Below are 19,128 nucleotides of genomic sequence, written 5' to 3' on the forward strand. Positions count from 1 at the left end.
CCCCAATTTAGTGTTATAATAACCGGTAGATAATAGAATGACTGGTTAACAACCCCAGGTTATTATGGAATCAGGAACCGTTTGGATGATTCTGTAATAACCTTTCCGTTGTTTCAGGAACATTCTTCCCTATAGATTGATTTTTGTTTTGGAGGCAAATGATGAAAAAAGCAGTTAGCCGTCTTTTTCAATGTATTTTAACCATGTTTATCGTTTCAATCATATGTTTCATTCTGGTAAAAGCGGCTCCTGGAGATCCGGTTTTAATCTATGTGGAACCCAATATGAGCGAACAGTATATCGAGAGTCTGAGGGAAAGCCTTGGACTGAACAAGCCCTTATATGAACAGTATTTTATCTGGCTTATCAGGATATTAAAAGGGGATTTTGGGAATTCACTGATGAATAACCGCCCCGTACTGTCTCAGATTTTAGAACGGCTTCCAGCTACTGCGATTTTAATGGGAACCAGTATGGTGCTGGGGTTTTTCATATCTGTCTTTGTGGGATTGTATGCGGCAAAGCATAAGAATGGCTGGTTTGACAAAATTACAGGGATGCTGTGCTATGTGGGCATTTCTGTTCCAACGTTCTGGTTTGGAATCCTGCTCATTTATGTTTTAAGTGTAAATAAACGGATTCTTCCAAGTATTGGTATGCACAGCGAAGGAGTGAATACTTTTTCAGATCTGCTTTTGCATCTGGTTATGCCCTGTGCTGTGCTTACATTTGTAAATGCAGCACAGTATATTCAGTATTTAAGAAGCAGTACCATTACGGAATTATCCTCTGATTATGTGATGGTGCAAAAGGCATATGGGATGAAGGAATCTGGCATTCTTTTTTTCCATGTGCTGAAAAATGCAATCCTTCCAATGATCACTGTCCTGGGAATGAGTCTCCAGTCTCTGGTTTCCGGAGCAATTATCACAGAACAGGTTTTTGCCTGGCCGGGAATCGGACAGCTTGCAGTCACTGCAGTCACTCAGTTTGATTATCCGCTGATTATGGGAATTACCATGTTTACGGCTCTGCTTGTGGTCATGGGCAATCTGTTTGCTGATATTCTCTATGCTGTTTTTGATCCCAGAATCCGAAAAGCAAGTATGTAAGGAGGAGACAGATGAGAGAAAATCTTTTGAAAAACATAAAAACAGGTTTTAAGACCAATCGGCTGGCGGTTCTTGGTGTGGCAATCATTGTTCTGTTCAGTCTGCTTTCTGCCTTTGCTTTCCTTTATCCCGTAAATCCCAACGCCATCAGTGTAACCAACCGGCTGGCAGCACCAAGCTTGCTGCATCCGTTTGGAACCGATGATATGGGAAGAGACTATTTCACCAGATGCCTTTACGGAGGAAGATCATCACTATTAGTTGGCTTTCTGTCCATGATCTTATCAACTGCAATTGGAATTATAGTGGGTTCTGTCAGCGGCTTCATGGGAGGGAAAACCGATGCCGTATTGATGCGTCTTGTGGATGCCCTGATGAGTCTTCCGACTTTTCTGATTATGGTTGTGATGAACGCTTATTTTGAACCAGGAATTAAGAATGTTATTTTTATTATTGGATTTTTAACCTGGATGAACATTGCCCGGATCGTAAGGGGAGAAACCATTTCCCTCAATCAGAGAGAATATGTGATCTATTCCAGAATTTCCGGAGAGAGGAAAATGAATATTATTTTCAGGCACATCATTCCAAACATTATGCCAACAATTATTGTTGCTGCAACCATGAATATTGCCAATGCAATTTTAATGGAATCTGCTTTGAGTTTTTTCGGTCTTGGTATTGTTCCTCCCACCGCTTCATGGGGAAGTATGTTAAGCAAAGCCCAGGGGTATATTGCAACGGCACCCTATCTTGCATTTTTCCCGGGCCTTTTGATCCTGCTTACGGTCATCAGTTTTAATTATCTTGGTGAGGTGACACGAAAAATATTTGAACCGAAATAGGAGGAGAACCATGGATTCGTTATTAGAAGTAAAAGATCTGTCTGTATCCTTTTATGGGGAAGCAGGTGAGACAAAAGCGGTGAAAAATGCCAGCTTTTCCATAAAAAAAGGAGAGTTTTTTGGAATTGTGGGAGAGTCCGGAAGCGGAAAAAGTGTTGCTGCAAAGAGCATTTTAGGATTGTTACCAGGCAACGGAAAGGTCAATAGTGGTTTTGTCCAGTTTGATGGCAGAAATCTGTTGACGGAAAGTGAAAAAGAACTTCGTGAGGTGAGAGGCAAAGATATTTCCATTGTATTTCAGGATTCCCTTTCTGCACTGAATCCAGTTTATACCATTGGAGATAAACTGATAGAGCTGCTTCGCCGCAATCACAAGATGACCAGGTTCCAGGCAAAAGAACGGGCGGTGGAATTGCTTACAGCAGTTGGAATTAATAATCCGGAAAAGCAATTAAGGAACTATCCTCATGAGCTGTCAGGAGGAATGCGTCAGCGTGTTATGATTGCCATGGCAATCAGCGGCGATCCCAGACTGATGATTGCAGACGAACCAACCACAGCTCTTGATGTGACGATTCAGGCTCAGATTCTCATTTTGTTGAAGAATATACAGAAAAGTTCTGGCATGAGTGTAATTTTGATTACCCATGATCTAGGTGTTGTTGCACAGATGTGCAGCAGAATTGCCGTAATGTGCGGCGGATATGTGGTAGAAGAAGGAGAAGCAGAGGATATATTTTTTCATCCATCTCACCCTTATACCCAGGCGTTGATTGCCAGTATGCCAAAAGTAGGAGATGAACCTTTTGTTCCTTTCTTAGAACGCCCGGTTCAGGATAGAGAAGGAGAGCTGTGCCCGTTTTTAAACCGGTGCAGCAAGGCGGATCAGACTTGTGAACGCTGTCTTCCTGAAATTTATAGGGAGCATGAAACACATTTGGTCCGTTGCCATAGAAAAGGAGAAAGTAAAAAATGGGAGAACCATTGATAGAAGTAAAAGACTTAGAACTTCATTTTAAACAAAAATCCAGTAAGCTATGGTCCTTTCGTCCTGAGTATTTAAAAGCGGTGGATCAGGTGAGCTTTACCATTGAAAAAGGAGAGACCTTTGGTCTGGTAGGAGAGTCTGGAAGCGGCAAATCAACCATTGGCAAGTCCATTCTCAGGTATTATACTCCAACGGGGGGAGAAATCTTTTATCAGGGAACAGAGATTGGTCATAGAAAAGAGAGCCAGATGCTCCCGTTCCGGAAGAAGATGCAGTCTGTTTTTCAGGACCCCTATGCGTCCCTTGATCCTAGCCATACGGTTTCAGAGATTATCCGGGAACCGATGGAAATCCACAGACTTTATACGAAAGCAGAAAGAAAAGAGCGGGTAGAGAATCTGATTGAAGTGGTTGGTTTAAAAAAGTCTGACCTTTTAAAATATCCCCATGAGTTCAGCGGAGGACAAAGACAGCGCATTTCCATTGCCCGTGCATTATCCGTACAGCCGGAGTTTGTAGTATGCGATGAACCGATTTCAGCCCTTGATGTCTCGCTGCAGGCACAGATTATTCATCTGCTGGAGGAACTCCAGCAACAGTATGGTCTGACTTATTTATTTATCAGCCATCAGCTTCAGGTGGTGCAGAAGTTATGTGACCGGATCGGAGTTTTATATCTGGGGAGCATTCTGGAAACGTCGGATTCAGCCTCTCTTTATAAAGAGCCTCTTCATCCATATACAAAGATGCTGATTTCCTCCATTCTTCCACCGGATCCAACCATTCATGCGCTGGATGAAATTGTAATAGAAAGTGGTGTTCAGAAACGGACAGAAGAAGGATGTAAATTTAAAAACCGCTGTCAAAGCTGTATGGAATGCTGTGAGCATGAAGTCCCTGCTTTAACGGAAGTAAAGCCAGGTCACTGGGTAGCCTGTCACCTGTATGAGTCATGAAGGCGGATCTTCCCGGCTGTTTAAAGGTGGTAGCAAAATCTTCGCAGGAGTGCTATAATAAAAAGAAATGCAAAGGATAAGGAGCAAGAAACAGAAGAGCTATGGATAAATTTCAGGCACTAAAGCATTATTTTGGTTACGATCAATTCCGGGAAGGTCAGGAACCTCTGATTGATGGAATTCTGGAAGGAAGAGATGCCCTTGGGATTATGCCGACCGGCTCAGGCAAGTCCCTGTGTTTTCAGATTCCAGCCCTTATGATGAAGGGGATTACACTGGTGATCTCCCCACTTATTTCTCTTATGAAGGATCAGGTTACGACCCTTAATCAGGCAGGTATTCACGCCGCATATCTTAACAGTTCTCTCACTGCCAGTCAGTATTATAAGGCCCTGTCTTATGCAAAGGAAGGGCGATATCCCATTATTTATGTAGCACCTGAGCGCCTTATGACAGATGACTTTTTAGATTTTGCACTGCAGACAGAGATTTCTATGATTGCAGTGGATGAGGCACATTGTGTTTCCCAGTGGGGACAGGATTTCAGACCCAGTTATTTAAAGATTGTAGATTTTATTGGAAAACTTCCCAAAAGGCCGGTAATCAGTGCATTTACAGCCACTGCCACCAAAGAAGTAAGAGAAGATGTGATTGATATTCTTATGCTTCGGGAACCGGTCCTTGTTGCGACCGGATATGACAGACCGAATCTGTATCTGGGCGTTCAGTCGCCTAAGGATAAATATGCCGCATTGAAAAATTATGTGGATTTACATATGGAGCAGTGTGGAATCGTATACTGCTTAACAAGAAAACTGGTGGAGGAAGTCTGCAGCCGCCTCAATGCAGATGGTTTTTCCGCCACCAGATATCATGCCGGACTTAGCGATGCAGAGCGCAGAGCCAATCAGGAAGATTTTATTTTTGACAGAAGAGCGATTATGGTTGCAACCAATGCCTTTGGTATGGGAATTGACAAATCCAATGTAAGATACGTCATTCATTATAATATGCCAAAAAACCTGGAATCCTATTATCAGGAAGTCGGCCGTTGTTCCAGAGATGGAGAACCCGGGGAATGTATTCTTTTATACAGTGGTAAAGATGTGGTGACGAATCAGATGTTTGTAGACAACAATCAGGACAACCAGGAATTAGACCCCTTAACCAGGAAGATTGTGGTGGAGCGGGACAGAGACAGGCTGAAAAAGATGACTTTTTATTCCTATACCAATGAATGTTTAAGAGATTATATTCTGCGGTATTTTGGAGAATATGGGGAGAACTATTGTGGGAACTGTTCTAATTGTTTGACACAATTTGAATCAGTGGATGTGACCGATATTTCCAGAGCGCTTATCGGCTGTGTGGAGACAAGCAGACAGAGGTATGGCACAACTGTAATTATTGATACCGTTCATGGAGCGAATACAGCAAAGATCAGAAATTACCGCATGAATGAGAATCCCCATTACGGTGCTTTAGCAAAAGTCCCTGTCTATAGACTGCGACAGGTCATGAATCATCTGTTTTTAAATGATTATCTGGCTGTGACTGATGATGAATACTCCATTGTAAAGCTTACTGAAAAATCTCAGATTGTTTTAGAGGCTGAGGAGACTCTCTTTATGAAACTGGCAAAAGAGCAGGAAACCAGTATCAGAGAGAAGAGCAGCAAAAAAAGCAGGAAATCTAATAGCGCTGTGGCAGAACTTAACGAGGCAGATGAAATTTTATTTGAAAAATTAAGAGCTCTGCGTTTTCAAATTGCAAAAGAGGAAAAAGTACCGCCTTATATTGTGTTCTCTGATAAGACTCTGCTTCATATGGCTGTTATCAAACCAAAGACAAAAGAAGAGATGCTGACAGTTTCCGGAGTAGGAGAATTTAAAGTGGAGAAGTACGGAAAGTCATTTCTTGAGATTTTATAAGAGATAAAATGAGAAAATACAAATAAATGAGACCATTCATGGAAAGACTACTTGTATTACCATACAGGAGGAATGACCATGAAACGATTACTGACTTTAATGCTTGTAGCTTCTATGGCGGTGAATCTTACAGGCTGTAGTTATAATTTTAACAAAAAATCAAAAGCAGAAGTTCCCTCTGCAGTAAGCGGCGGGACAGAAGACGAACGGGAAGCAAAGGCGGCGCAGGCATCAGCCGAAGCAGCAACTGCCCCGCGCCAGGAGCCCGAGCTGGTATTCCGCTATGGGGAAATTAATGGGGATGATAATATTATAACCCAGACCGGATATAAATTTGCTGAATACGTGGATGAATTATCCGATGGCCGTATCCGGATTGATGTATATCCGGAACACGCTCTTGGAGACGAACGAAGTTCACTCAGGGATCTGCGCAGAGGCGGAAGAAATATTGATATGTATCGAGGCAATACCAATTCACTTGCAGGGTATGGATTCAAAAAACTGAATCTGTTCGGACTTCCATACGTTTTTGAGAATCGGGAAGGTCTTTGGAAGGTTTTAGACAGCGAGGTTGGGCAGAATCTTTTGTCAGAGGGGACAGAAGTTGGAGCCAACATGATGGGATTATTTTATACGGACGAAGGTCCGAGGAATCTGTTTACAACGAAACAGATCAATGGTCTGGAGGATTTGAAGGGGTTGAGAATCCGCGTTCCGGAATCTGTTTTGATGATGGATACCATATCTGCTTTAGAAGGACGTCCGGTTCCTATGCCCTACACGGAGGTTTATGCAGCGCTGGAGAATGGAATGATTGACGGTGCCGAGAATGCGCTTCCGGGCTATGTTTCCAGCAGATTTTATGAGATTGCTCCATATTACTTATTATCATCCCATGTGTACAGTCCCGGAATTGTCTTAATGGCGGAAGAAAAATGGAATAAATTAAGCCAGGAAGATAAAAGTATTTTATTAGAAGCCGGCAGACTGGCTTCTGAGTGGAATAAAAACGCCATTATGGAAGAAGAGGCAAGGCTGCTCAATGAATTACAGGAAAAAGGTGTAACCGTCTATGAACTGCCTCCTGAAGATTTAGAACGTGCAAAAAGCATGGAAGAGATCGTGAGAGTTGGGTTTACACCTGGGCTGGGAGATCTTTTAAAACGCATTATGGACATACAAAAATAATGTTTTAAGAAAAGGGATGCCTGATAACCAAAAGGTTACAGACATCCTCTTTTATTCTTAAAAAACTGTGTTATGATGGTAGAAAAGACAAAGAGGAGGAAGCATGAAATTTTTTCATTTATCTGACTTACATATAGGAAAACAATTAATCGGCAGAAGTTTAAAGGAGAATCAGGAAGCTGTTTTAAAACAGATTATTGAATATGCCAAAGAGATTCGTCCCGATGCTGTTTTGATCTGTGGGGATATTTATGATAAGACGGTTCCTTCCGGAGAAGCCTATACCATGTTCGGGAGATTTCTTGATGATCTTTCAGAGCTCAGGCCGGAGATTTCAGTTCTGATTATTGCAGGAAATCACGATTCTCCGGAACGGCTCTCTTATGCCGGCTCTTTTTTAGAAAAGCACCGGATTTATTTATCTGTATTTCCTCCCAGAGTGCAGGAGGAGTATTTAAAAAAAGTTGTATTAAGAGATGAATACGGACCCGTAAACTTCTACCTTCTACCCTTTTTAAAACCTGGGTATGTTCGTTCCCTGTTTCCACAAAAGCCACCTGAAGGGTATGAAAGTGCCATCCGGGCTGTGCTGGAGCGGGAGTCAATCGAAGAGAATGAGAGAAATGTAATACTGTCACACCAGTTTTATGCAGGTGGAGGGAAGGACCCGGAGACCTGTGATTCTGAGCAGGCAGTGATTATGGCAGGTGGTTTAGACCGGGTGGATGCTTCTGTATTATCCGCATTTGACTATGGTGCACTGGGGCATATCCATGGATCTCAAAGGGTATACAAAGATACCATCCGCTATTGCGGAACTCCTTACAAATATTCTGTAAGTGAGGAAAATCATAAAAAGTCAATTACAGTGGTAACTCTGAAAGCAAAAGGGGAAGCGCCGGAACTTGCATTTCTTCCCCTTTTTGGGATTCAGGATGTGAGAAAAGTAAGGGGAAGCCTGGATGAGATACTGTCACAGGCAACAGAAGATAACCGCCATGATTTTGTCAGTATCACTCTGACTAATGATGAGGAACCTTATCGTATCAGGGAACGTCTGGAAGAAGTGTATGATCACCTCCTGGAACTTCATGTGGACAATGCCAGAACCCGGAAAATGCTGATGGAACAGGAAGAGATAGTTCCTGTTTTAAATCCGTTGGAGGCATTTTTACAGTTTTACAAAGCCATAAGAAATGAAGAGATAACGGATGAAGTAAAAAAGGTCATGGAACAGATTGTTCAGGAGGCAAAAGAGGAGGAGGGAATATGAAACCGGTAAGATTAGTGATGTCTGCATTTGGTTCTTACGGTGGAACCGAAACCGTAGACTTTGAGGCAATAAGCCATGGGATTTTTTTGATTACTGGTGATACAGGAGCAGGAAAGACTACGATCTTTGACGCCGTTTCATTTGCTCTCTTCGGGGAAACAAGCGGGCAGAAGAGAGAACCCTCCATGATGCGGAGCCAGTATGCTGCTGAGGATAAAGAGACTTATGTTTCCTTTATATTCTCAGAAAAAGATATGCAGTATGAAATAAAGAGAAGCCCTTCTTATACCAGAGTCAGCAAACGAAAGAATAAAGATGGAGAATATACAGGTGTACTTGTTCCTGCGAAAGCATCATTGTTTGTTCCCGATGGATCAGAATATCCAGGAAATTTAAAGGATATCAATTTAAAAATCCAGGAGATTATCGGCATTGATCAAAATCAGTTTTCCCAGATTGCAATGATCGCCCAGGGAGATTATTTAAGGCTTCTTCATGCTTCCTCAAAAGAACGGAAAGAGATTTTTTCAAGAATCTTTAACACCGGAATCTACAGCAGGATTCAGACGAAACTAAAGGAAAAGAATCAACTGTATTACGGAAAACTGGAAGACAACCGGAAGCTTTGTTCCCACGAGTTAGAACATTTGGAATTTTCAAAGGATAGCAGATATCTGGAAGAGTGGCAGGAACTTCTGGAATTTAAAGAGACAAAAACGGATCAGATCAGGATTTTTTTAAACAAGGCATTGGAGGAGATCAGGGAGAAAGAACAGAATTTATGCAGGGAGCAGGAGGAAAGCGGAAAACATTTGCTGGAGATCAACAGCCATTTAAAACTGGCAGAAGAGGTCAATCGGTTATTTTATGGTCTGGAACAGGCAAGGGAGAATTTAGAAGCCTTAAAGAGCCAGCAGAAATTCTGGGTAGAAAAAGAAGAACAATTAAAAAAAGCCCGCAGGGCAGAAAAGGTAAAAGAGGCGGATAACCGGTTATCAGAGAAAAAAGAGGAATATCAGTATACGATTGCAAAAATATCAGGTTTAAAAGCAGATATGGTTCACTCGAGGGAAAAGGCAGAACAGAAAAAAAAGACGGCAGAAGAGGCAAAAATAGCTGTAGACAGCCAGATTCCAGAACTTCAGACAAAGAGAGCCAGACTGCAGGAAGCCATGCCTCTTTATGAAACGTGGAAAAAGCAGGAAAAGGATTATCTGTCTGCGAGAAAAGACGAGAACGAAGCCGGGGAGTATTTTCAGACAATAGACAAAGAGTTTGTGGACCGAAAAAAGCGGCTGTCGTTTTCAGAGTCCCAAATGGAGTCGTTGGAGTCTAAGGCAAAAAAACTTCCTCATATTATCCAGAAAAGACAGGAATTATCTCAGAGATATCAGGCTTTTGTAGATCTTGAATCCTCTTTTGATGATCTAAAGAAACAATATGTGAAAAAAGATAAATCTCAGGCGGAAACGGTCAAAGCCCAGGAAATATATGCAAAAGCAGAAGAAACTTACAATGCCAGATATAAGACCTTTTTGGCGCATCAGGCAGGGATTATGGCGGATCATCTGGAAGAAGGAGAGCCCTGTCCGGTCTGCGGATCACCCCATCACCCGAAAAAGGCATTTCTTGCTCAGGATGCAGTTACCCAGGATATGGTAGAGCAGGCAAAAAAGGACCGGGATCAGGCAGAGTATTTTCGTTCCCTGGCTGCAGAAGCCAGTATAAAAGCGTTTGAAAGCTGCCGGCAGCACGAAGCCAGAATCAGCGAAGAGGCGAAAAAGTGGATTTCCCAGGACTTGGAATTTGATCAACTGGAGGACTGGGTTAAAAAGGAACGTTTCGAAAGTGAAGCATTGCTTTTTAAAATCAAAGAGGAAGAAGCGTCATGCAAAAAGGCGGACCAATCCTTCCGGGACTTGTTGGAAAGCATAAAATCAGACCGGATAATGATTGATAAACTGGAACCAAAGCGGGAGGATGCAAAGGCTATCTGGCAGAAAAAGAATTATCAGTCAGAGATTTTATTATCCCAGCTTCAGGAATTACAGAAAAGACTTCCTTATCCAAAAGAAGATATGGCTGTAAAGGAAGAAAAAAGTCTTATGAACCAGATTGAAAAGTTTCAGACAGCGGCATTAAAAGCAGATCAGGAATACCGCTTTGCAGTGGAAGAAGGGAAGGAGATAAAAGGCCGCCTTGCTTCTGAAATAGAAAGCGGTGATTTGAGGAAACAATTGCTGAAACAGGTTCAGGAGGAATATGAAAAAACCTTAGAAATGTTTGGGTTTGAAACAGAAGATTCTTACAGGAACGCAGTACAGCCCTCCAAAGTAATGGAACAATGGGAACAGGAGATCGGGGAAAATAAAAAAAGGCTTTTAACAGCACAGACCATATGCAGACAGTATGAAGAACAGACGAAAGACCGTCATCAGATTGATCCCATTCCATGGAAAGAAAAAGCAGAACTTCTTTCGCAGAAGCAGAAGGAGCTGCAAAAAGAGGAGAATGAGGCGTATGGAATCAGAAGCCGGCTGGAACAGGCAGATAACAATCTTTGGCGTTTGTGGAAGGAGCGGGAAGATCTGGAACAATCTTATAGGCTTTATCATAATCTCTATAAGACAGCCAATGGAAAATTCACCGTCAGTCTTGATTTCCAGACGTATGTACAGCGTCAATATTTTAAGCAGATGATACAGGCAGCAAACCGTCGGCTGAAAGAGATGACAGACGGTCAGTTTTTATTAAAATGCAGGGAATTTGAATCTCTTGGAAAACAGGGGGAAGTAGGGCTTGATCTTGATGTATACAGCATGGTAACGGGGAAAGTCCGGGATGTAAAAACCCTTTCCGGTGGAGAATCCTTTATGGCAGCTCTTTCAATGGCTCTTGGAATGTCAGATATTATACAAAATACCGCTGGCAATGTTTCCGTAGATGCTCTTTTTATTGATGAAGGGTTTGGTTCTCTTGATGAAGATTCCAGAATGAAGGCGGTTGGCATACTGAGGGAACTGGCGGGAGAAAAACGCTTAATCGGCATTATTTCCCATGTGACTGAATTAAAGGAACAGATCGATAAAAAGCTTGTGGTAAAAAAGAGTGAAAAGGGCAGCGCAATATTCTGGGAACTATCTCCCTTGTCGTGATTTTCCCTGCTGGAAAACGTAGACGAAACAGACTATTTGCTCTATAATAAAGAACAGAACAAACAAGAGTTCACCCATAGAAAGGAATCGTGCCATGTTAAAATGTGAAAGAACGAATGTAATGAATATAGAAAATGCCATTCGCGGCGCAAGGAATCCATTAAGCAGCTGGGACCGCATTGACAGCAGTTATAATGAAGAAGGAGAGTACATATTAGGTCCTAATGACCTGGGACTTGCCATGCGTCTTAGAAAGGCGGGACCGGATCACCGCAAATACATCCGCCAGATTTTTGTATCTGTGGATATTACGGCGCCCCTCTACTGGTGGAAAGAATATGACACTTATAAAGTCTCTACAGTTGCCAATTCCACAAGCACCATGCACAAGATTCATAGCAAACCCTTTACACTTGATGATTTCAGCCATGACCATATGACAGAGCAGACCCTTGCGTTTATGGATTCTGTGGTAGCACAACTGGAATCAATCCGTCTTCGCTATTTAGAGACAAAGAATAAGGAAGACTGGTATGATATGATCCAGCTTCTCCCCTCCAGCTATAATCAGATGCGGACATGTACGGTAAACTACGAGACACTGATCAATATCTATTTTGCTAGAAAAAATCATAAACTTTTAGAATGGCATACGTTCTGCGACTGGATTGAAAGTCTTCCTTATGCAAAAGAGCTGATTCTTGCACAATAACAAAGAAAGGGGCGGAATCTATGAATCTTATTGTTGCAGCAGATAAAAACTGGTCCATTGGAAACCAGGGTCAGCTTCTTGTTTCCATTCCGGAAGATAAAAAGCTCTTTCGGGAGGAAACACTTGGAAAAGTAATTGTAATGGGGAGAAAAACCCTGGAGAGTCTGCCGGGAAAACAGCCTTTATATGGAAGAACTAATATTATTCTCACTGCCAATCCAGATTATAAAGTAAAAGGAGCGGTCATCTGTCATAGCTTGCAGGAGGCAATGGAGCTGCTGAAAGGCTACAAAAAGGAAGACTGCTTTATCATTGGCGGACAGAGTATTTACCAGCAGTTTCTACCTTACTGCAATGTGGCACATGTAACGTTTATTGATTATATGTACAGTGCAGATACTCATTTCCCTGATTTGGATCAGGATGAAGCATGGGAGATGACCGCAGAAAGTGATGAACAGACGTATTTTAATTTATGCTATACATTTCGCAGGTATCAGAGGAAAGAACCGGTTTAACAAAAGTTTGTTAAAAAATTAATTATATTTTGTCAAACATATTGTCATTGACGTATAAAAATGTTAATATGGTGAAAGTAGCATAGACCGGAATTGTGAAAAAAGTGTTCCAGGGAGATGCACGGGTATATTCACGAAGACTTTAGGAGGATAAAGATGTATAGGATTCTAAAAGCAGAAATGCTGGCTGACAAAATCTATCTGATGGATGTAGAGGCACCCCGGATTGCAAAATCCTGCCAGCCAGGAGAGTTTGTTATTGTTAAGACAGATGACAGGGGAGAGCGGATTCCACTGACAATCTGTGACTACGACCGGAAAAAAGGCTCGATTACCATTGTATTCCAGACCGTAGGAGCCAGTACAGAGAAGATGGCAGCCTTAAAAACTGGTGACAGTTTCGAAGATGTGGTTGGTCCATTGGGAAATCCTTCGGAATTCGTACATGAGGATATAGAGGAATTAAAGAAGAAAAAGTTTTTATTCGTTGCCGGAGGAGTAGGAACTGCTCCTGTTTATCCCCAGGTAAAATGGATGAGAGAACATGGCATTGACGTTGATGTAATTATAGGCTCCAAGACAAAGAACCTGCTGATTCTGGAAGATGCCATGAGAGAGCAGGCAGGCAATTTATATGTAACAACGGATGATGGCTCTTATGAAAGAAAGGGCATGGTTACAGAGGTAATCAAGGACCTGGTTCAGACTCAGGGGAAGAAGTATGATGTGTGTGTAGCCATCGGTCCCATGATTATGATGAAGTTTGTCTGTCTTTTAACGAAAGAGCTGGAGATACCGACAATTGTCAGCCTGAATCCGGTTATGGTAGATGGAACAGGTATGTGCGGTGCCTGCCGTATAACAATTGGTGGTGAAGTGAAATTTGCCTGCGTAGACGGACCGGAATTTGATGGTCATAAGGTAAATTTTGATGAAGCAATGAAACGTCAGATGATGTACAAGTCAGAAGAAGGACGTGCAGCGTTAAAAGAGGCAGAAGGCGACACCCATCATGGCGGATGCGGACAGTGTGGAGGTGACGAATAATGGACGTTTTAAAGAAAGTACCAGTAAGAGAACAGGATCCAAAGGTAAGAGCTACTAATTTTGAAGAGGTCTGCCTTGGATATAACGAAGAAGAAGCCAGAGAAGAAGCAACCCGCTGCATAAAATGTAAGAATCCAAAGTGCGTGGCAGGCTGTCCTGTATCCATTAACATACCAGGTTTTATTAAGCAGGTGGAAGATGGGAACATAGAAGAAGCTTCAAAGATTATTGCATTATCCTCTGCCCTTCCGGCTGTATGTGGACGTGTATGTCCCCAGGAGAGCCAGTGCGAAGGAAAATGTATCCGCGGCATCAAGGGAGAACCTATTTCCATTGGAAAACTGGAGCGTTTCGTTGCAGACTGGTCCAGAGAACACGGAATTGTGCCAGAAGCTCCTGAGAAAAAGAATGGCATAAAAGTGGCTGTTATCGGTTCCGGTCCATCCGGTCTTGCCTGTGCAGGTGACCTTGCAAAGCTCGGATATGAAGTGACTATTTTTGAAGCACTTCATGAACCAGGAGGCGTTCTGACTTACGGAATACCAGAATTCCGTCTTCCAAAAGAAAGAGTCGTTCAGCCTGAGATTGATAATGTAAGAAAACTTGGTGTAACCATTGAGACCAATGTTATTATAGGAAAATCCGTGACAATTGATGAGTTGTTTGAAGAAGAAGGTTTTCAGGCAGTATTCATCGGTTCCGGTGCAGGACTCCCCATGTTCATGGGAATTCCAGGTGAGAATGCCAATGGCGTGTTCTCTGCCAATGAGTATCTGACAAGAAGCAATCTGATGAAAGCATTCCGCGATGATTATGATACACCTATTGCTGCAGGCAAAAAAGTTGCAGTGGTAGGCGGTGGAAACGTAGCAATGGATGCTGCCAGAACTGCACTTCGTCTTGGGGCAGAAGTACATGTTGTATATAGAAGAAGTGAAGCGGAGCTTCCAGCCAGAGCAGAAGAAGTCCATCATGCAAAAGAAGAAGGAATTATCTTTGATCTTTTAACCAACCCTGTTGAGATTCTTACAGATGAAAAGGGCTGGGTAAATGGAATGAAGTGTGTAAAGATGGAACTTGGAGAAGCTGATGCAACAGGCAGAAGAAAGCCAGTTGAGGTGGAAGGATCAGAATTTGTTATTGACGTGGATACCGTTATCATGTCCCTTGGAACGTCTCCCAACCCTCTGATTTCCAATACCACAAAGGGGTTAGAGATTAATAAACGCAGATGTATCATTGCGGAAGAAGCGACTGGAAAGACCAGCAAAGAGGGTGTTTATGCCGGCGGTGATGCCGTAACAGGTGCTGCAACCGTAATCCTGGCTATGGAAGCCGGACGTGCAGGAGCCAAAGGAATTCACGAATATCTTTCTTCAAAACAATAATTATAATACATAAAAAGGACTGCTGATACAGTCCTTTTTATGTGCAGAAAATGTTATTTGTAAAAATATAAAATCACACCAAAGACAAGCAATAGCACAATAAATACCAGATAGGTAAGAAGACTCTTTTTTCCGCTTTCATCTTGAACCTTTGTTTTTAAAACATTTGTTACAAAAAAGTAGACTAAGAACTGGAGTATAATCAGTAGAAAGGGCAGCGTCATTGTTCCTATTGTAATATAGTTGTATACTCCCCAGATAAAGAGAGCAATGATGAGAAACAAATAACTCCATTTGATTCCTTTCAAATTTATATCCCATTCCATTTCATCCATTTTTTTCATATGATTCCTCCTTAATGTCAAAACTATTTTACATTTATAGAGTAATGCAAATTCTTATAAATGTCAATAGTTTTTTACATTTTTATTCTGCTCTCTTATTCATTAAAGTGTAATGATTCTGGAACATGCAATTTTCATACATACCTTTGATAAAAGAAAAGTTTCTCATTAATATTAAAAAAATCTAAAATATATGAAATAAGACTTGAATTATACATGGGTTTTGGTTAACATATAAGATAGAAAATATAAAAAAAGGAACTGACGATGAAACGAAAAATACTCAACAATAGCAGTAAGAATAAGCTACAGGCACTACGAAAATTATTTTTTAGTCTGATGATCGGGTTGATGGTTGTTAGCCAGACGGTTCCTGCCTATGCAACTTCCAAAGCGGAAAAAGAGAAACAGGAAGCGCAAAAGAAGATGGAAGAAGCCAATAAAAAGGCAAAAGAAGCGGAAAACAAAAAAAGTGCCGCTCAGAACCAGGTGTCCAAGCTTACCGTTAGTTTGACGGATCTTTTATCGGATCTCAAGGTTCTTGAAGACGATATGGCAAGAAAAGAAGCGGAGATCAAGCAGGCACAATCCGATTATGAAGAAGCAAAAAAGGAAGAAGACAAGCAGTACAGTGCTATGAAGAAGAGAATTCAGTACATGTATGAGAAGGGAGATACCGAATATCTGGATATCTTTTTGAAAGTGAAGAACATGTCTGACCTTCTTAATAAGGCGGAATATGTGGAAGGTATTTACACATATGACCGTAAGATGTTAGTTAATTTCCAGGAGACCAAGCAGAAAGTTGCAGATTATAAGGACGACCTGGAAGAGGACAAGAATGAGATGGAAGGCATGAAGCTGGAATATAAGGAACAGCAGGCACAGCTTGAAACTCTCATCAGCACTAAGAAAAAGGAAGTCACCAATTTTGACAGCCAGCTTGCGAACGCAAAGAAGGATGCGGCTGTATATGCCCAGACCGTAGCCAAGAAGAATAAAGAGATTCGTGAGGCAAAAGAGGAACAGGCAAGAAAGAAGGCAGCAGAAGAAGCGAAAAGAAAAGCAGCCGCTGCAGCAGCTCAAAGTAAGACAGCGAAGAATCCTTCTCCTGGAGCGGCGAATGCCAACAGCAAGTACACAGGACCATCTGCAGCTAAGAGTACTGGCGGCAGTGCCCAGGGACGAGCTGTGGCAGATTACGGACTTCAGTTTCTTGGCAATCCTTATGTTTTTGGCGGAACCAGTCTGACGAATGGAACGGACTGCTCCGGATTTACGCAGGGAATCTACCGGAAGTTCGGATACTCAATACCAAGAAGTTCTTCAGCCCAGCGCTCTGCAGGAAGAGAAGTTCCTTATTCCGAAGCTCAGCCAGGAGATTTAATCTGTTATGCAGGTCATGTAGCAATCTACATAGGGAATGGACAGATTGTTCACGCCAGTACTCCAAAGACAGGAATAAAGGTAGGAACCGCAACATATCGAACTATTTTATCTGTCAGAAGAATTGTTTAGTTTACATAAAAAAACAAGCCGAAAGAGAGTTATGATTCCATGCTCCCTTCCGGCTTTTTGTTTTGGGCAAAAAACACTTGCGGAATTCGACAGAATATGAGAAAATATAATCAAGTATGATGTGATATATTTAACAAAGTACTTTTCACAATTATTACTTATTTGAAAGGAGTTTTAACATGATTTATTCACAGGAAGTAGAAGAGATGTGCATCGTAGCACAGGGCGTTCATCACGGCGCAGCTCCAATCCCAGAAGAAGCAAAATGGGTAAAATCTAAAGAAGTTAAAGATATCTCCGGTTTGACACATGGTATTGGCTGGTGTGCTCCCCAGCAGGGTGCCTGCAAGCTGACTCTTAACGTAAAAGAGGGTATTATCCAGGAAGCATTAATAGAAACAATCGGCTGCTCCGGTATGACACATTCTGCAGCAATGGCAGCAGAGATTATGCCTGGCTTAACCGTTTTAGAAGCATTAAATACAGACCTTGTTTGTGATGCAATCAACACTGCAATGAGAGAATTGTTTTTACAGATCGCTTACGGCAGAACCCAGAGTGCATTTTCAGAAGGTGGTCTTCCAGTAGGTGCGGGCCTGGAAGACTTGGGAAAAGGTCTTCGTTCACAGGTTGGAACCATGTATGGTACTTTAAAGAAAGGTCCTCGTTATTTAGAGATGGCAGAAGGCTATGTAACAGGTATCGCTTTGGATGATGAAGATCAGATCATTGGATATCAGTTTGTAAGCCTTGGCAAGATGACTGACTTTATTAAAAAAGGTGATGATCCGAATACTGCCTGGGAAAAAGCAAAAGGACAGTATGGCCGCGTAGAAGAAGCAGCAAAGATCATTGATCCAAGACATGAATAATCAGTCCGGCGAAAGCCTGACAGGTTCGGTTATCTAAGCGAAGAGATTGGCCAATAATAAGGAGGACAAGATAATGGCTTTATTTGAATCATATGAGAGAAGAATTGACAAAATCAATTCCGTTTTAAACAGCTATGGTATTGCTTCTATTGAAGAAGCTGAAAAGATTACAAAAGATGCAGGTCTTGATGTATACGAGCAGGTTAAGAAGATACAGCCAATCTGTTTCGAGAATGCCTGCTGGGCTTATACCGTTGGTGCAGCAATTGCAATCAAAAAAGGATGCAGAAAAGCAGCAGAAGCAGCAGAAGCAATCGGCGAAGGACTTCAGGCTTTCTGTATTCCAGGTTCTGTTGCAGACCAGCGTAAAGTAGGTCTTGGACACGGTAACTTAGGAAAGATGCTTTTAGAAGAGAATACAGATTGTTTCTGTTTCCTGGCAGGTCATGAATCCTTTGCAGCAGCAGAAGGTGCAATCGGTATTGCTGAGAAGGCAAACAAGGTTCGTCAGAAACCTCTTCGTGTTATCTTAAATGGTTTAGGAAAAGATGCTGCTCAGATCATTTCCAGAATCAATGGATTTACATATGTGGAAACAGAGATGGATTATTATACAGGCGAAGTAAAGGAACTTTTCAGAAAATCTTATTCCGAAGGATTAAGAGCAAAAGTAAACTGTTATGGATCCAATGACGTAACCGAAGGTGTTGCAATCATGTGGAAAGAGGGCGTTGATGTTTCCATTACTGGTAACTCCACAAACCCAACCAGATTTCAGCATCCGGTAGCAGGAACTTACAAGAAGGAATGTACAGAGAAGGGCAAAAAGTATTTCTCCGTAGCTTCCGGTGGTGGTACAGGACGTACACTTCATCCAGATAACATGGGTGCAGGTCCTGCTTCCTATGGTATGACTGATACAATGGGACGTATGCACTCTGACGCTCAGTTTGCAGGATCATCTTCTGTTCCGGCTCATGTGGAGATGATGGGTCTGATCGGAATGGGAAATAACCCAATGGTCGGAGCTACTGTAGCTGTAGCTGTTGGAATCGAGATAGCAGCTAACGAAGGTAAATTCTAAGAAAAAGCTTGAATTTATAAGGCATTTTAGTAGATAGGTAAAGAGGGAGGAGTCCGGTTTTGGATTCCTCCCTTTTAGTGTAAAAAAAGAGACGTAATATGGCAGTACAGAATGAAATGGATTATATCTCAATGCAAGGAAAATCTGGTCTGGAGAATAGGATTGATAATTAATGGTAATCGGTGTATTCTTAC

At 42.0% G+C, this 19,128-nt stretch carries 16 protein-coding genes; 15 read left to right on the top strand and 1 reads right to left on the bottom strand.

The window, feature by feature from the left end; genetic code table 11:
* Positions 1–161: 161 nt before the first annotated feature.
* The 12 genes from FAY33_RS17100 to gltA all read left to right on the top strand — a co-directional run bounded on the left by FAY33_RS17100 (position 162) and on the right by gltA (position 15,116).
* Positions 162–1,112 carry an ABC transporter permease gene (locus FAY33_RS17100; RefSeq protein WP_243126815.1) on the top strand — a complete coding sequence of 317 codons (951 nt, stop codon included), beginning with the start codon at positions 162–164 and terminating at the stop codon, positions 1,110–1,112.
* An 11-nt stretch (positions 1,113–1,123) separates the two neighbouring features.
* Positions 1,124–1,957 carry an ABC transporter permease gene (locus FAY33_RS17105; protein ID WP_143322450.1) on the top strand — a complete coding sequence of 278 codons (834 nt, stop codon included), beginning with the start codon at positions 1,124–1,126 and terminating at the stop codon, positions 1,955–1,957.
* Positions 1,958–1,967: 10 nt separating this feature from the next.
* Positions 1,968–2,945 (top strand): ABC transporter ATP-binding protein, encoded by a 978-nt coding sequence (locus FAY33_RS17110; RefSeq protein ID WP_143322451.1) that lies wholly within the window; start codon positions 1,968–1,970, stop codon positions 2,943–2,945.
* Entirely contained in the window at positions 2,930–3,901 is a 972-nt protein-coding gene (locus tag FAY33_RS17115; RefSeq protein ID WP_143322452.1) for an ABC transporter ATP-binding protein, read from the top strand. The genes FAY33_RS17110 and FAY33_RS17115 overlap by 16 nt, the downstream gene beginning before the upstream one ends.
* Positions 3,902–4,002: 101 nt before the next feature.
* Positions 4,003–5,832, top strand: a complete 1,830-nt coding sequence (recQ, locus tag FAY33_RS17120; protein ID WP_143322453.1) for a DNA helicase RecQ — start codon at positions 4,003–4,005, stop codon at positions 5,830–5,832.
* Between the two features lie 78 nt (positions 5,833–5,910).
* Entirely contained in the window at positions 5,911–7,023 is a 1,113-nt protein-coding gene (locus FAY33_RS17125) for a TRAP transporter substrate-binding protein (protein ID WP_185967677.1), read from the top strand.
* A gap of 103 nt (positions 7,024–7,126) precedes the next feature.
* Positions 7,127–8,296: an exonuclease SbcCD subunit D gene (locus FAY33_RS17130; protein ID WP_143322455.1), complete on the top strand. Its 1,170-nt coding sequence runs from the start codon at positions 7,127–7,129 to the stop codon at positions 8,294–8,296.
* Positions 8,293–11,451 carry an SMC family ATPase gene (locus FAY33_RS17135; protein ID WP_143322456.1) on the top strand — a complete coding sequence of 1,053 codons (3,159 nt, stop codon included), beginning with the start codon at positions 8,293–8,295 and terminating at the stop codon, positions 11,449–11,451. Before FAY33_RS17130 ends, FAY33_RS17135 begins: the two co-directional genes overlap by 4 nt.
* A 94-nt stretch (positions 11,452–11,545) precedes the next feature.
* A complete protein-coding gene (locus FAY33_RS17140) occupies positions 11,546–12,163 on the top strand; it encodes a hypothetical protein (RefSeq protein ID WP_143322457.1) in 618 nt (205 codons plus the stop codon).
* Positions 12,164–12,183: 20 nt separating this feature from the next.
* Positions 12,184–12,681, top strand: coding sequence for a dihydrofolate reductase (locus FAY33_RS17145; protein ID WP_143322458.1), 498 nt, complete (start codon positions 12,184–12,186; stop codon positions 12,679–12,681).
* A 156-nt stretch (positions 12,682–12,837) separates the two neighbouring features.
* The gene (locus FAY33_RS17150) at positions 12,838–13,728 is read left to right on the top strand and encodes a sulfide/dihydroorotate dehydrogenase-like FAD/NAD-binding protein (RefSeq protein ID WP_143322459.1); all 891 of its coding nucleotides are present in this window, start codon (positions 12,838–12,840) and stop codon (positions 13,726–13,728) included.
* Positions 13,728–15,116, top strand: a complete 1,389-nt coding sequence (gltA, locus tag FAY33_RS17155; protein WP_143322460.1) for an NADPH-dependent glutamate synthase — start codon at positions 13,728–13,730, stop codon at positions 15,114–15,116. The genes FAY33_RS17150 and gltA overlap by 1 nt, the downstream gene beginning before the upstream one ends.
* Before the next feature lie 53 nt (positions 15,117–15,169).
* On the opposite strand, the gene FAY33_RS17160 is transcribed toward gltA, so the two are convergent.
* A complete protein-coding gene (locus FAY33_RS17160) occupies positions 15,170–15,460 on the bottom strand; it encodes a hypothetical protein (RefSeq protein WP_143322461.1) in 291 nt (96 codons plus the stop codon).
* 267 nt (positions 15,461–15,727) lie between these two features.
* Between FAY33_RS17160 and FAY33_RS17165 the strand changes: the two genes are divergently transcribed.
* The 3 genes from FAY33_RS17165 (at position 15,728) to FAY33_RS17175 (ending at position 18,934) form a co-directional block, all read left to right on the top strand.
* Positions 15,728–16,978: a C40 family peptidase gene (locus FAY33_RS17165; protein WP_185967678.1), complete on the top strand. Its 1,251-nt coding sequence runs from the start codon at positions 15,728–15,730 to the stop codon at positions 16,976–16,978.
* 179 nt (positions 16,979–17,157) lie between these two features.
* On the top strand, positions 17,158–17,850 hold the full coding sequence (locus FAY33_RS17170; protein WP_143322463.1) for a hypothetical protein: 693 nt from the start codon (positions 17,158–17,160) through the stop codon (positions 17,848–17,850).
* 73 nt (positions 17,851–17,923) lie between these two features.
* Positions 17,924–18,934, top strand: a complete 1,011-nt coding sequence (locus FAY33_RS17175; protein ID WP_143322464.1) for a GGGtGRT protein — start codon at positions 17,924–17,926, stop codon at positions 18,932–18,934.
* The last annotated feature ends 194 nt before the right edge of the window (positions 18,935–19,128 follow it).

This window comes from Clostridium sp. HBUAS56010 (assembly GCF_007115105.1).
GTDB lineage: Bacteria > Bacillota > Clostridia > Lachnospirales > Lachnospiraceae > Lacrimispora.